The sequence below is a fragment of the Mycobacterium sp. IDUB_1 genome (assembly GCF_055419625.1).
Genome location: NZ_JBVAYA010000003.1, coordinates 659,166 through 672,317, shown reverse-complemented (window position 1 = coordinate 672,317; position 13,152 = coordinate 659,166). Strand labels below are relative to the sequence as shown.

The 13,152-nt window shown below is 65.7% G+C and carries 16 protein-coding genes; 6 read left to right on the top strand and 10 right to left on the bottom strand.

The window, feature by feature from the left end; all coding sequences use genetic code 11:
* Position 1 precedes the first annotated feature (1 nt).
* The 5 genes from ACZYYX_RS20410 (at position 2) to ACZYYX_RS20390 (ending at position 3,239) form a co-directional block, all read left to right on the top strand.
* On the top strand, positions 2–847 hold the full coding sequence (locus ACZYYX_RS20410) for a TauD/TfdA dioxygenase family protein (protein WP_463816408.1): 846 nt from the start codon (positions 2–4) through the stop codon (positions 845–847).
* Positions 847–1,383 (top strand): carboxymuconolactone decarboxylase family protein, encoded by a 537-nt coding sequence (locus ACZYYX_RS20405; RefSeq protein ID WP_463816407.1) that lies wholly within the window; start codon positions 847–849, stop codon positions 1,381–1,383. The genes ACZYYX_RS20410 and ACZYYX_RS20405 overlap by 1 nt, the downstream gene beginning before the upstream one ends.
* 81 nt (positions 1,384–1,464) lie before the next feature.
* Positions 1,465–2,739 carry a cytochrome P450 gene (locus ACZYYX_RS20400; protein ID WP_463816406.1) on the top strand — a complete coding sequence of 425 codons (1,275 nt, stop codon included), beginning with the start codon at positions 1,465–1,467 and terminating at the stop codon, positions 2,737–2,739.
* Entirely contained in the window at positions 2,736–2,927 is a 192-nt protein-coding gene (locus ACZYYX_RS20395; RefSeq protein WP_463816405.1) for a ferredoxin, read from the top strand. The genes ACZYYX_RS20400 and ACZYYX_RS20395 overlap by 4 nt, the downstream gene beginning before the upstream one ends.
* Positions 2,928–2,945: 18 nt before the next feature.
* Positions 2,946–3,239: a DUF1330 domain-containing protein gene (locus tag ACZYYX_RS20390; protein WP_463816404.1), complete on the top strand. Its 294-nt coding sequence runs from the start codon at positions 2,946–2,948 to the stop codon at positions 3,237–3,239.
* Here ACZYYX_RS20390 and ACZYYX_RS20385 read toward each other — a convergent pair.
* From ACZYYX_RS20385 to ACZYYX_RS20360, 6 genes are read right to left on the bottom strand one after another with little or no spacing between them, the layout of a single operon-like run.
* On the bottom strand, positions 3,223–4,029 hold the full coding sequence (locus tag ACZYYX_RS20385) for an NAD(P)-dependent oxidoreductase (protein WP_463816403.1): 807 nt from the start codon (positions 4,027–4,029) through the stop codon (positions 3,223–3,225). The genes ACZYYX_RS20390 and ACZYYX_RS20385 overlap by 17 nt on opposite strands.
* Positions 4,029–4,847, bottom strand: a complete 819-nt coding sequence (locus ACZYYX_RS20380; RefSeq protein WP_463816402.1) for an NAD(P)-dependent oxidoreductase — start codon at positions 4,845–4,847, stop codon at positions 4,029–4,031. Before ACZYYX_RS20380 ends, ACZYYX_RS20385 begins: the two co-directional genes overlap by 1 nt.
* Positions 4,847–5,707, bottom strand: a complete 861-nt coding sequence (locus tag ACZYYX_RS20375; protein ID WP_463816525.1) for an alpha/beta hydrolase — start codon at positions 5,705–5,707, stop codon at positions 4,847–4,849. The genes ACZYYX_RS20380 and ACZYYX_RS20375 overlap by 1 nt, the downstream gene beginning before the upstream one ends.
* Positions 5,708–5,733: 26 nt before the next feature.
* Positions 5,734–7,389: a thiolase C-terminal domain-containing protein gene (locus ACZYYX_RS20370; protein WP_463816401.1), complete on the bottom strand. Its 1,656-nt coding sequence runs from the start codon at positions 7,387–7,389 to the stop codon at positions 5,734–5,736.
* Position 7,390: 1 nt separating this feature from the next.
* Entirely contained in the window at positions 7,391–7,606 is a 216-nt protein-coding gene (locus ACZYYX_RS20365; protein WP_463816400.1) for a ferredoxin, read from the bottom strand.
* Positions 7,607–8,884: an NADH-ubiquinone oxidoreductase-F iron-sulfur binding region domain-containing protein gene (locus ACZYYX_RS20360; protein ID WP_463816399.1), complete on the bottom strand. Its 1,278-nt coding sequence runs from the start codon at positions 8,882–8,884 to the stop codon at positions 7,607–7,609.
* A 39-nt stretch (positions 8,885–8,923) separates the two neighbouring features.
* On the opposite strand from ACZYYX_RS20360, the gene ACZYYX_RS20355 reads away from it, so the two are divergent.
* Positions 8,924–9,406 carry a hypothetical protein gene (locus tag ACZYYX_RS20355; protein ID WP_463816398.1) on the top strand — a complete coding sequence of 161 codons (483 nt, stop codon included), beginning with the start codon at positions 8,924–8,926 and terminating at the stop codon, positions 9,404–9,406.
* Positions 9,407–9,415: 9 nt separating this feature from the next.
* Here ACZYYX_RS20355 and ACZYYX_RS20350 read toward each other — a convergent pair whose 3' ends face one another.
* The 4 genes from ACZYYX_RS20350 to ACZYYX_RS20335 form a co-directional block, all read right to left on the bottom strand.
* Entirely contained in the window at positions 9,416–10,288 is an 873-nt protein-coding gene (locus ACZYYX_RS20350; protein WP_463816397.1) for an alpha/beta fold hydrolase, read from the bottom strand.
* 16 nt (positions 10,289–10,304) lie between these two features.
* Positions 10,305–10,697, bottom strand: coding sequence for a Rieske (2Fe-2S) protein (locus tag ACZYYX_RS20345; RefSeq protein WP_463816396.1), 393 nt, complete (start codon positions 10,695–10,697; stop codon positions 10,305–10,307).
* Positions 10,698–10,809: 112 nt separating this feature from the next.
* Positions 10,810–11,952: an amidohydrolase family protein gene (locus ACZYYX_RS20340; protein WP_463816395.1), complete on the bottom strand. Its 1,143-nt coding sequence runs from the start codon at positions 11,950–11,952 to the stop codon at positions 10,810–10,812.
* 14 nt (positions 11,953–11,966) lie between these two features.
* The gene (locus ACZYYX_RS20335) at positions 11,967–13,064 is read right to left on the bottom strand and encodes an amidohydrolase family protein (protein ID WP_463816394.1); all 1,098 of its coding nucleotides are present in this window, start codon (positions 13,062–13,064) and stop codon (positions 11,967–11,969) included.
* Positions 13,065–13,152 lie beyond the last annotated feature (88 nt).

Genomic DNA, 13,152 nt, shown 5'->3' with positions numbered 1-13,152 from the left:
CGTGACTGTATTGACGATCGACCGGCTGACCGATTCGGTCGGCGCCCGAGTCTCCGGCGTCGACGCCGAAGGCCTTGCCACTGATGACGACTTGCGATCGGCGATCGTCGACGCGCTCGAGGAGAACGGCGTGCTGGTGTTCCCCGGGCTCGGTCTTGCGCCCGAGACCCAGGTGGCGTTCGCCCGGCGGATCGGCGACGTCGACCACTCGTCGGACGGACACCATCCGGTCGCCGGGATCTACCCGGTGACACTGGACGCCACCAAGAACGCGTCGGCGGCCTTCCTGCGGGCGACCTTCGAATGGCACATCGACGGCTGTACGCCTCTGCGCGGCGAGTGTCCGCAGAAGGCGACTGTCCTGACGGCCCGGCGGGTGGCAGACAGCGGCGGAGAGACCGAGTTCGCGAGTTCGTTCGCAGCGTATGACGCTCTCACCGAGACGGAGAAGGCGACGTATGAGCAGTTGCGTGTCGTGCACTCCCTGGAGGCGTCCCAGCGACGCGTCGAGCCTGATCCGTCACCCGAGCAACTGGCGAGGTGGCGGGCTCGTCCGACTCATGAACACCCGTTGGTGTGGACGCATCGCGACGGCCGCAAATCGATGGTGCTCGGCGCCTCGGCCGATCACGTCGTGGGAATGGACCTCGACGAAGGCCGCGCACTGCTGGGCGAATTGCTAGCCCGCGCAACCCGACCCGAGTTCGTCTACCGCCACCGGTGGGAAGTGGGCGACACCGTTATCTGGCACAACAACGGAGTACTGCACCGTGCTGCGCCCTACGACGCGGATTCGCCGCGCGAGATGCTGCGTACCACAGTGCTCGGTGACGAGGCCATCCGCTGATGACCCCACCGCGCATCGCACCCTTACCGCCCGAGGATTGGGACGACGGCGTGCGCGACGCGTTGAGCCCGCTGTTGCCGACCGCTCGGGCGAACCCGCAGCACGCGGGCAACGTCTTGGCGACGCTCGTGCGGCATCAACCCTTGGTGAAGGCCTACCTGACGTTCAACGCCTACCTCCTGCTCGACTCGACGCTGCCGGTGCGAACGCGAGAGGTCGCGGTGTTGCGGACCGCGCTCGTCAACGGATCGGATTACCTCTGGAGTCACCATCTTCCGATCGCAGAGCGGGCGGGGATCACGTTCGAGGTCGTCGACGACATCCGGACAGGTCGCCCCTCCGACCCGGTCGACCGGACCGTCGTGGCCGCGGTCGACGACCTGCACGAGGGTCACGCCGTCGCCGACGACACGTGGAGTGAGCTGGGCGTGCACTTCGACGACGCCCAGCGTCTGGACCTCCTGTTCACGATCGGGGGCTATCAGATGCTCGCTTTGGTGGTGAACACACTCGCCGTAGTGCCCGAACACGATTGACGGTCGGCCGCACGTATGAAAATGTTATGCGCACAGATGAGAATCGTATTCTCGCTGAGCGAGATCGGGGATGGAGCGCACATGGCGGAAGATCTGACATCGGTCGACTTCTTTCGGGACGACCGACTGGTTGCCGATCCGTACCCCTTCTACGAGGCGCTGCGGACCAAGTGCCCGGTGAGCCGGGAGAACCACTACGGCGTCACGATGGTGACGGGTTGGCAGGAGGCGGTCGACGTCTACAACGACGCGGACACCTTCTCGTCGTGCATCTCGGTGACGGGGCCCTTTCCCGGCTTCCCTGTGCCCCTCGAGGGTGACGACGTCACCGATCTGATCGTCGAGCACCGCGACGAGATCCCCTTCAGTGACCAGTTGCCCACGCTGGATCCGCCGACGCACACCAACCACCGGGCCCTCCTCATGCGGTTGATCACGCCCAAGCGTCTCAAGGAGAACGAGGACGCGATGTGGCAGATCGCCGACGATGTGCTCGACGAGTTCATGGCTCCGGGTGAGGGCGACTTCATCTCCGGGTTCGCCGCACCCTTCACGCTGCGTGTCATCGCCGATCTACTGGGCGTTCCGGACGAGGATCGCCCCGAGTTGCTCGATCGGCTGGCTCGCGGCACCCACGGGAGCGGATTGGGCAACGCCGACAAGGCGATGAAGAAGACCCCTCTGGAATACCTGTACGACATTTTCGGCCAGTACGTCCAGGATCGTCGCGCGAAGCCCCGCGACGACGTGCTGACCGGCCTGGCCACCGCCACCTTCCCCGACGGAACCATGCCAGAGGTCGGTGACGTCGTTCGCGTGGCCACCAACGTCTTCTCGGCGGGCCAGGAGACGACGGTCCGATTGCTCAGTACCGCGATGAAGGTCATGGGGGATCAACCCGAGATCCAGCAGCGGCTGCGGGACGACCGCAGCCTTCTCGGCAACTTCATCGAGGAATGCTTGCGCATCGAGAGTCCTGTGAAGGGTGACTTCCGGTTGTCCCGCGTGCCGACTGAGGTCGGTGACGAAAAGATCCCGGCGGGAAGCACTCTGATGGTCATCAACGGTGCTGCGAATCGTGATCCGCGGCGGTTCGAGAATCCCGATGCCTTCGACCCGGACCGCAAGAACGCCCGCCAGCATCTCGCCTTCGGCCGGGGGATCCACAGCTGCCCGGGAGCGCCACTCGCACGGGCCGAGACTCGTGTCGGTCTGGAACGGTTGCTCGATCGGACAACTGACCTGCGCATCAGTGAGAAGCACCATGGGCCGACGGGACAACGCAACTACCAGTACATTCCGACCTACATCCTGCGCGGGTTGACCGAGCTGCACATCGAGTTCGACGTCTCGTGAAAGTCACCGTCGACGAGGACCGGTGCGCGGGGCACGGCATGTGTCTGACGCTCTGCCCCGAGGTCTTCGAACTGACGGACAGCGGATGGGCGGTTGCCGTGGGCGACGATGTTCCTCAGGATGCCGAGCCCGCCGTCCGTGCGGCCATCGACAGCTGCCCCGAGCGGGCTATTCGCGAGATCGACTGACACAAAGGGAGATTCACTATGTCTGAAACGCCCAAGGGGTACGTGATCATCACCGAGGACGTCCAAGACCCAGCGGGAATGGCGGAGTACGGCAAGCTTGCCCGCAAGGCGATGTCCACGGCGAAGTTGTTGGCGTTCAGTCCCGCCGTCTCGACGCTGGAGGGTCAGTGGCACGGGACCCAGACCGTTCTTCTCGAATTCGAGTCGGTCGACGCGGCGAACGAGTGGTACCACTCCGAGGATTACCAACAGGCGGCAAAGCTGCGCCAGGCCGCGGCTGACTGCAACGCGGTCGTCATCTCGGGTCTGTAGGCCGCTGCCCGAACACCTCGACGGCGGCGCCGAGGATGCCCAGGTCGACGCCTAGCTCGAAGACGTTGTGGCGCAACGTGGCAACGTCTTTGGTCAGGAAGCTCCCCACCGCGGCCACGAAAGCATCGACCGAACCCGACGAAAGAACCATCTCCATCGCTTTGCTGCCGGAGCTGCCGTGGGGCAACGCTTGGAGCAGGCCCTTCTGTGAAATGCCGAGATGCGCACCCACTCGGGTGGCCGCGTCGATCAGGCCGACCTGAGCCGCGAAGAGGACGTTGTTGAGGAGCTTCATCGCTTGACCGGCGCCGATGCCGCCGACGTGGAGAACGGGATCGGCGTAGGCGGCGAGCACCGGTCGGACCCGGGCCACCGCTGCCTCGTCACCGCCGACGAACAGCGTGACCGACCCCGCCGCGACATCGTGCGGTCCACCGCTGACCGGGGCATCGACGGTCGCGACATCATCCCGCTGCGCAGCCAAAAGTGCTGCCGTGCTCGGGCTCCCGGTCGTGTGCACGACCAGAGACGAGCCGGGTTCCATCCCGGCCAGCAGGCCCCCCTCAACACACACTCTTCGGACCTGATCGTCGCTGAAGACGTTGACGACGACGACCTCTGCGGCCGAGGTGACGATCCTCATGTCCGATTCCGGGCGTCCACCCAGATCCTCGATGGCCCGTGCCCGGTCGTCACTCCGGCTCAGGACGGTGACGTCGTGGCCGGCGCTAACGAGCCGACGCACCATGGGCGCGCCCATCCGACCCGCGCCGGCGAACCCGACGTTCATCAGCGCGGGTGGTCCATGGCGTGAAGAGCGCTGTCGGCGACAGCGAAGACGGTGCCCTCCGGGGCTGATGCACCCTCTGCGAGACTCGCCGCATGCCGGACGTCCTTCTGGAGCAAGGCTCCCGCGATCGGCGCGAGCGACGCGAGGGTGCCTCCGGCCCGACCGATGCTGTGGATGGCTTTGCTCTCCGCTGATCCCCGGGCCAGCACCTCGCACAAGGCGGTTCGTGGAACACCGAGACTCTCACCGAGTTCCAGCGTGCTCAGCGCCGCACCGAGATTGGCGCTGAACAACAGATTGTTCAGTATCTTCGTCACCTGGCCGCTGCCCACCGGCCCGAGGTGCACGACCGCATCGGAGAACGTGGCGAACACCGGGCGGCACTTCTCGACGTCGGCGTCGGTGCCGCCGGCCATGACGAGAAGTCTGCCCTCGGCTGCGGCCGGTCCACCCCCGCTGACCGGCGCGTCGACTACTGAAACACCATGGCTGCCAGCATGTTCTGCGATCAACCGGCAGGTATCCGGGTGCACCGTGCTGTGAATGGCGACGGTGGCCCCCGCTGCGAGACCGGCGAGCACACCGGTGGGACCGTCGAGGACCTGCCGAACGTCGTCGTCACCGACCACGCAGAGGCAGACGAGATCGCTGACCGCGGCCAGCTCGGCGGGGGAGGAGGCGGTCTGCGCCGCCGTGTCGGCGAACTGTGCCACGGACTCGGGACGCCGACCCCACAGCGTGAGTGGGAAACCGCCCTCGACGATGCGGCGCGCCATGGGCGCGCCCTGGCTCCCCAAGCCGATGAACCCGACGCGCATCACAGCGCCTCCACTTCGTTGTCGGTGCCGGCTTTGTTGTCGGTGTCGATCAAGCACCGGTCGGCAAAGGACAGCACCCTCTGGTGGTAGTCCACGGCCGTCAGTCCGACGCTCAGATTGTGTCCGCTGTCTCGCATTTCGTTGATCGTCACGCGGGGTGACCTGACGAAGAGTGCCGAGATGTCGGACAGTGCCTCCGGCGACGTCTCCCACACGCGTTCGTGTTCGGCGACGCTGAACTGGACAGGTACCGCGACCCGGGAGGCGGCGTCGGCGAAGCCCCGGTCCGTCCATCGGGACGTGACGTCGGCCTCGTAGGCGGCGCCCGGCGCCGCGAGCTGCCCGCTGAGCACCTCGGCGGGATACAACTCGGTGGGTTGCCACAGCAGGTCGCGTAACCCAGTCGGCCGCGACACCGTGGTCGCCTCGCCCATGGCTGCTCGAACCCCCGGAGCGAAACGAATCCCCGTGCCGGCTATCTCGACTCCCACCACGTCGTCGCGGATGTCCTCACCCGCCATACGCAGTGCGAGTTCGCATCCTGAGGAATGGGCCATCACGAACAGACCGGCGCCGCCGTCGCCGGCGACGATCGCGTCCACCGCGCCGCAGGCCAACTCGAGTCGCCGTTCGCCCTCTGTCATCTCGTCCTGGTAGAGCGCCGAGGTCCCGTAACCGGGGCGGTCGAGTGCGATCACCGTGAATCCCCGAGATGCGGCTGCGCGCATCAACGACAACCGCGGCTGGCCGGGGCAGTCGAAGTACCGGGAGGTGACGCCGCCGCCGTGCACGGCCACGATCACCGCGCGCGGCTGCGGCACTCGAATGGCCAACGCCGACATCGGGATGCCGTCGACCATGATGACGCGGGGGCGGGGGCCGGAGTTCACGCGTCCGTCCTCAACAGAATCGCACCGCTGGGGGTCAGTCCGCCGGTGCTCACCACCGCCACTCTGGCATCGGTCACCTGACGCTCACCTGCCTCCCCGCGCAGCTGAACGACCGCCTCGTGCAGGAGACCCATACCGTGGGTCCGGCCGTGGGACAGCTGGCCGCCGTGAGTGTTGAGAGGGATGAGGCCGTCGCGTGCGATGTTGTGGCCACCGTCCAGGAAGTCCTTGGCCTCGCCGATGCCGCAGAAGCCGAGCGCCTCCAGCCAGGACAGGCAGTTGAACGTGAACCCGTCGTACAGCTGCGCGACATCAACGTCGGGTGGCCGCATCGAGGTTCTGGTCCACAGGTGCGCGGCCTGCCCCAGCACCTGAGGCTCGTGGGTCAACGTCGACTGGTCCCAGTCGGTGCGCTCGATGATCTGCGTGCCCACTGCCTCGAAGAACACCGGCCTCGTCCGCATGTCGCGCGCGACGTCGACGGCGGAGACGATGACGGCCACCGCCCCGTCGCAGGGGACGTCGCAGTCGTACAGACCGAACGGCGTGGTGATGAGCCGGGCGCCCAGATAGTCGTCCATCGTCATCGGATCTCGGTAGATGGCCGTCGGGTTCAGTGCGGCGTTGGCCCGCTGGTTGAGCGCGATCCAGCCAAGCGTCTCACGCGTGGTGCCGTAGCGGTGAAAGTGCCGCTGCGCGTTCATCGCCAGAGTGTGCGCGGCCGAGGTGGCACCGAAGGGCACCTGCCAACTGGTGGTGCGTGTCCCACCCGGTGGAGACGCCTTGCCCTCTTTCATCAGCTGGCCGAATGTGGCTTCCCACAGCGTGCGGAAGCACAACACATGGCGAGCCATGCCGGTGGCGACCGCCATCATGGCCGCGATCACCGAACCACCGGGTCCGAAGGTGTCCATGCCGCCGTTGATCCACGTCGGCCGCAACCCGAGAGCGCCCTCCAGTGCGCTCACCCCGCCTTCGCCCATGCCTGCCACGTCGATCCCCGGGTACGTCGACAGCCCATCGATGTCGTCGAAAGTCAGGCCCGCGTCTGCGATTGCCGCCTCACATGCCTCCACCGTCAGCGCCAGCGGTGCCACCATCAGTCGGCGTCCCATCCGCGATGCGCCGATCCCGGTGATGGCCGACCGGTCCTCGAATTTGGCCGTCGTCGTCGCGCGTCGCACATGGCGCGGGAACTCGCGGGGCTCGATCTCGTCGACCGCTTGCGGGGCGGGCGCGCTCTCCGTTGACGGGCGGAACAACGGCAACCACACGTCGGCGAGTTGACGGAACACCACCTCGACGGTTTGACCGACTTCGAGATCCTCCGGCACGCAGTCGACGATGTTGGTGGTCAACCGAACTCGGGGATCCTCGGCAATTGCCACCTGCGCGATGACGTACGGCGGGGGCATCGCGGGAGAACCGAAGCGATGGTTGACGGTGAATGCCGACAGACTGGCCATTCCCGACACGACCCTGACGCCCAGATCTCTACTACGGCAGTACCGGCAGATCGGGGCAGGCGGATGAATCAATGCCTGACACGACCGACATTCCTGAATGCGCAGTAGACCGTCAGCGCCAGAGGTCCAGAAATACTCATTGGCCACGGTCACCTGCGGTAGCGGACGGCCCGGTTCGTCGGACACGTCAGGTCGCCGTCCCGTCCTGCTGATCGATCTCGAAGATCGCGTGCGCGGGGCAGTCCAGCAGTGCGCGCACCACCGCGTCGTGGTCACTCTCGGGAACCGTGCCGTTGCCGATCAACGAAGCGTAGCCCCAGTCGTCGAGCGAAAAGTACTGCGGTGCATGCCGTGCGCAGGTACCGAAACCGTCGCACAAGGTCCGGTCCATCCGGATTCTCACCTAGAGTGCCTCCACTTCGAAGGGGCGCAGGTCTGTGAACGCGCCCGCCCGGCAGGACTCGCAGGACTCGTCCACGTGCTGCCCGACGATCTGCGGGAAGTTACGCAGCAAGGTGGCAGCCATGTTCGTCGCCGCGTCCAATGTTGCGCAGGCACCCCGCCCCCGAAGGACGACCGACCATCGCTCGAGGCGGACGAGGTCCTCCGGCGTCGCCCTGCGATCTCGCAGTGCGGTCGTCACCGCCGACATCGCCGCGGTGCCGTTGAAACACGACCCGCACTGGCCCGCGTTTTCGCGGTCGAAGTACGCCATGACCGAGGCCGCGACGGCGACCGGGCATTCTCCGGTGAGGATCGAGATGGCTCCGCAGCCCAACCCGCCCCCGAGTCGGCGCATCGACTCGTGATCGAGGCTGGCGTCGAGGACGTCGGTGTTGAACAGGCCGGTGAAGTAACCGCCCATCAGGACGCCGATGACGTCATCGTTCGACACACCGTGGTGAGCCAGTACGTCGGCGAACGCCACTCCGTGCGGAAGTTCGTAGAGCGCAGGCGGTTTGTCTGCACCGGTGACAGTCGCCAGGAAGGTGCCGGGTGAGGCAGAGGTGCCCACCGCGCGGAAGGAATCCGCGCCGTGGCGCAGCAAGAACGGTAGGTTGGCCAGCGTCTCGACATTGCTGACCAGGGTCGGGTGTCCGCTCACACCCCGTTCAAAAGGGCGCGGTGGCTTATCGGTGGGTTTGGCCGGACCACCGTTCACCGCTCGGACCGCGGCTGTTTCTTCACCTGCTACGTAACCGCTTTCGACTGTCGCGACCGAGATCGGAAGGTCGACGGGTGCGGTGTGAATGGCGTCGCGGAGGGCACGTGCCGAAGCGGCGTCGGACAGGTAGAGACATGCTCGCTCGGCGGACACGATGCGGGCTGCCAACCGGATACCGTCGAGCACCAGGTGGGGCCGGTGGCGCATCAACCACCGGTCCTTGATCGAAGCCGGTTCTCCCTCTTCGCCATTGGCCAGGATCACGGTGGGGTGGCCGGAGTGGCCGGATTCCCGCACGGCTCGCATCTTGACCGCCAACGGGAATGCGGCGCCACCGCGGCCGAGTAATCCCGACAGGTCGATCTCGGTGAGGAGAGCATCCGGATCATCGAGCGGCTGATAACCGCCGGTGTCGTCGTACTGCGCGAGATCTTCCGTGCCACCGGTGGTTCGTAGCAACCGAGGCGCGATGTCCGGCCAACATGCCACGTGCAACTCTGGCGCTGCTGCCGTCATGGGTGCCCCTTCGTCGTCGGCGCCGATAGGGTGGCGGAGGTGAGGACTGCTGTGGTGCGTGTCGACGTGGACCCGACGGGCCGACTCGAACCATCCCGGCTACGCGAGGCCATGGCGTCCCTTCGTGACTCGGTGTCGGCTGTCGGGGCGAGCGTGCTCGATGTCGACCTCGCGGCGCTGCCGCCCGGTCGTCGTCAGGTCGAGATCCTGATCGCCGGCGATGATCCCAGTCAGCTGCAGGACACGGCTCTCCGCCTGTGCGACAGCTGTTTCGGCCGACTCGGGGCGACACCGACCCTGGGTGCGCTCACCTTCGTCAGCCGCGGTACCGACGACGATGCTCACGGCGTGCTCGCAGGAATGGGACTGACGGGTGTGGTCGAGCGCTGCCCGGACCCACGCGGGTGGGACATCGTGACCGTGACGCTGCCCGAGGCGGCGCTGGCGCGGGTGCCGGAGAGCCGGGTGCACACTGCGCTGGAGGCTTCGCTGAACTGTGAGGTCCGCATCGTCACGAGATGATCCCACCGCCTACCTGCCGAGGAATTCGAGGATGGCGGGCGCGGCCTGAACCCAGGTGTCGAACAGGCAGAAATCCTTGTAGCCACTCGCGGCGAACTTCTCGCCGGCACGCTCCCAGGCATCCTCCGGCCACGGGGGATCCATCAGTTGCGAACCTTTGATCAGGCAATTGATCTCGAGCGACGTGCGCTTGGGGTGATCCCAGTCGTCTTCCCCGCCACGGATGATCAACGTCGGCACCGAGATGTCGGCGAAGAGGCCGTCTTCGACACCTGGAATCGTCTGACCCGGCTTGGGCACGAAGGCATTGAGCCAACGCAGCATCACCTTGAGGAAGGCGTCGGCGTCCAGGTCGCGTATCCGCTTCTCGTTGGCCGGGTTGGCCGCGATCCGGTCCTGCCACTCACCGATCGTCAACAACCCGTCGATGCCCAAGCCCCGGACTGCCAGGATGCTCGGGATGATGTAGTGCCCTCCGAGCGCGAACGAACCGTACACGCCGCCGACGATGTTCCAGACCACCAGCTTGGTCACCAACTCCGGGTACAGGATGGTCGTGATGATCGAATCGCGGGCACCCCCGGAACCGCCTGCGATGATGCACGGACCGACGCCGAGTTCGGTGACGAGGTGCATCAACGTTTCGGCGCGCATGTGAGATTCGCTGTAGCCGTAGAATTGGACATCCGAAGCACCACAGTTGGGTCGGTCCCACAGCAAGACCCGATAGCCACCGCGTACCAGTGCGTCGGCCAACGGCCTCAGCCCGGGGATGTCCTTGCTGAATCGGCCACCAGGGGTCAACGCGATCACGTCCCCGGCATCACCGAGCATCTCGTAGACGACGGCACCGCCGTTGATCACCATTCGTTCGACCGGCATGTCCTGGCTTCCGTTCTCAGGCCTGTACCAGCACGTCGTCGCCGACGACCCGCACGGGGTATGTCCGAATGCTCCATTCCGGTTTCACCGCGGTGGTGCCGGTGGCGAGCTCGAAACCCCATTGATGCCAAGGGCAGAAGATGTATTCGTGATCGCGGACCATCACTGCGTCTCCCGGCGCAGACTCGTCCACCACGTTGCGTCCCCGGGTGCGTCCCGAGCACAGTGGGCCGCCCTCGTGCGGACAGTAGTTGGCGATGGCGTAGAACGTACCGTTGACGTTGTAGACGCCGACGCCGTGCCTGCCGATCGGGACGAGTTTGTGGGTCCCCGGCGGAATGTCGGCCACGGTGGCCACGATATGCTCCCGGCCCTGCGCGAGCCTGGCCGGTTCGACGTGTTCTGTCACTGTTGCCAATTCCCGGGTCGCTGCGCTCCTGCCCGCCGCAACCTGTTCCCGGGTCGCTGCGCTCCTGCCCGCCGCAACCTGTTCCCGGGTCGCTGCGCTCCTGCCCGCCGCATCAGAACACCCTGACCTGACCCTCGAGGGCGGGAACGGTGTCCGGAAGGTGGTAGGTCTGGATTCCGTTGCGGAACATCACCTGCTCGCGGGCATACGCGGGCAGGTGCTTGACCAACCAGCGGGGATCGTCGAATGTCCAGTGCGGATAGTCAGAGGAGTACAACAGGATCTTCTCGCATTCCATCCACTCGAGGGCCCTGCTCAACTCTGTCTTGTCCTCGGGGTAATCCAGTGGTTGGGTCGTGAACTTGATGTGTTCCTTGACGATCTCGGACGGTTTGCGGGTGATCGTCATCCACTTCTTGCGCCGCTCGTAGATGGCGTCCATCCGCCACATCAGCGGCAGGATCCAGGTGAAGGCATGCTCCACGAACACGATTCGCAATGTCGGGAATCGGTCGAAGGTGCCGTCGAACACCAGACTCATCACCTGGTTCGCTGCCAGCAGTGAGTAAGTCACCATGAAGTCGTGGTTGTAGCTGGGCAGCCCGACCGGCGGAAACGGCAATTCCTCGAAGTGGCCACGGGACAGATGGCAGCTCACCGTGATGTCGTGTTTGGTTGCCGCCGCCCACAGCGGGTCGTACTTCGGGTCGCCCCACGACGGCCGCGGTTCGGCCTTGATGAGTACCTGGGCCATGAATTCGTGCCCGGCCCACTTCTCGATCTCCCTCGCGGCGGCTTCGGGCTCCTCGATGTTGGCGCAGATCGAACCGCGCCATCGTTCGTGCCAGTTGTTGTGACCGTCCAACCAGTGGTTGGCCTGCCAGTCGTTTAACGCCGAGCACATCGCCGTGTTGGCACCCGGAAGCCTGGCTGAATAGGACGCCGGCTCCAAGATGGCGATGTCGGCGCCGGCTTCCATGATGAGTTGCTGGAACGCCAGATCTGGACTGCTGCCGGGGAATTCGCCGTCGGACGGGAAGCTGTCGACACGCATGGCGTAGGCGTGTGCGTAGTCAGGAGCGTCGTAATAGATCTGGTCACCGACCGGGTGGGTGCCGAAGTAGTTGCTGCGCCAAGGTTCTGGCAGGTACTCGACGAGTTCGCCGCGACGCGGTGTCGGATGGACGTCAGAGTCGACGCACCGGACGGCCACGCGTTCGGCCGCCGCCACTCTGGGATTGGCTGTCACTGTCACGAGGCCTCCTCTGGCTACGTTGCGGCCACGGTGGCCGAGACGTCGATGCCGTACAGCTCGGCGGCGTTGCGCCAACACAACTTGTCCCGCTGGTCCGCGGTGTAGCTGGCGGGCACCACGAGTTCGTTGCACTGCCAGTGCGGGTAGCTCGAGCCGAACATCACCATGTCGTCCTTTCCGGTGAAGCCGGCCCATTCGCCCGCAAAGGGCACGTCACCAGGCCCGTCGAGATCGCCCTCGACGAAGTACACGTGGCCGGGCAGGTAGTCACTCGGCATTCTCGGCGCCCACGGAGTCTGCTCCAGATGCGGGCGACCGAAGCAGTCCATCCGCCACATGAACGGTGTCAGGAGATCGGCAGCGCCGTCTGCCCACACGAACTTCAACTCGGGTAACCGCTCGAACACGCCCTCGGCGATCATGTTCATCAGGTGATAGAGGTAGTTCAGCGCCATGAAACCGGCGTACTGCTCGTAGGTGCGCGTGTTGCCCGACGGTGTGGGCGCCGCGGCGATGCCCGTACCCACCTCGATGTGTACCGCCACCGGGAGGTCAGCCGCCACGGCGGCATCCCACAGGGGCCAGTACTGCGGCTTGCCGTAGAGCTCACGGGACTGCAGCGGGATGCCGATCTGGACGACGCGCGGATGGTCGCGATACTTCTCGATCTCCCGGATGGCGCCCGCGACGTCATCGGGATTGACCCGGATGGTTCCGCGAAAGCGATCACCGAACTCTCCGTCGAGCCACCTTCTGACCATCATGTCGTTGTGAGCCGAGGCGATAGCGGTGCCGAGGTGACGGTCGGGCATGACCCCTCGCGTCATGGGATGCAGGATGGCGATGTCGACGCCGCGCCGCTCGAACAGGTCGTGCGCCACCACCGCGGGGTCGGAACCGGGGTACTGACCGTCCGGGCCGGTGCTGCCGGCGACGTATTCGCCGCCGGGTGCGCCGTACCAATCCATCTCGTAGTCCGGGAATCCGCGGCTTCGAAACGGTTCGTGCATGTAGGTCTGCCGAAGGTCGGCGTTGGACTGACAGAAGATGTGCACGCTGGCGTCGATGACCGGTGTGGTCCACGCCGCACCAGCGTCGTCATGCAGTTCCATCACGTTTCCTGCCCCCTGCCGCGCGCATGCGGTGCCGTGCCCATCGAATCAGTGTAGATCCTTGTTCTTCTGTTGCAAGAATTATGTT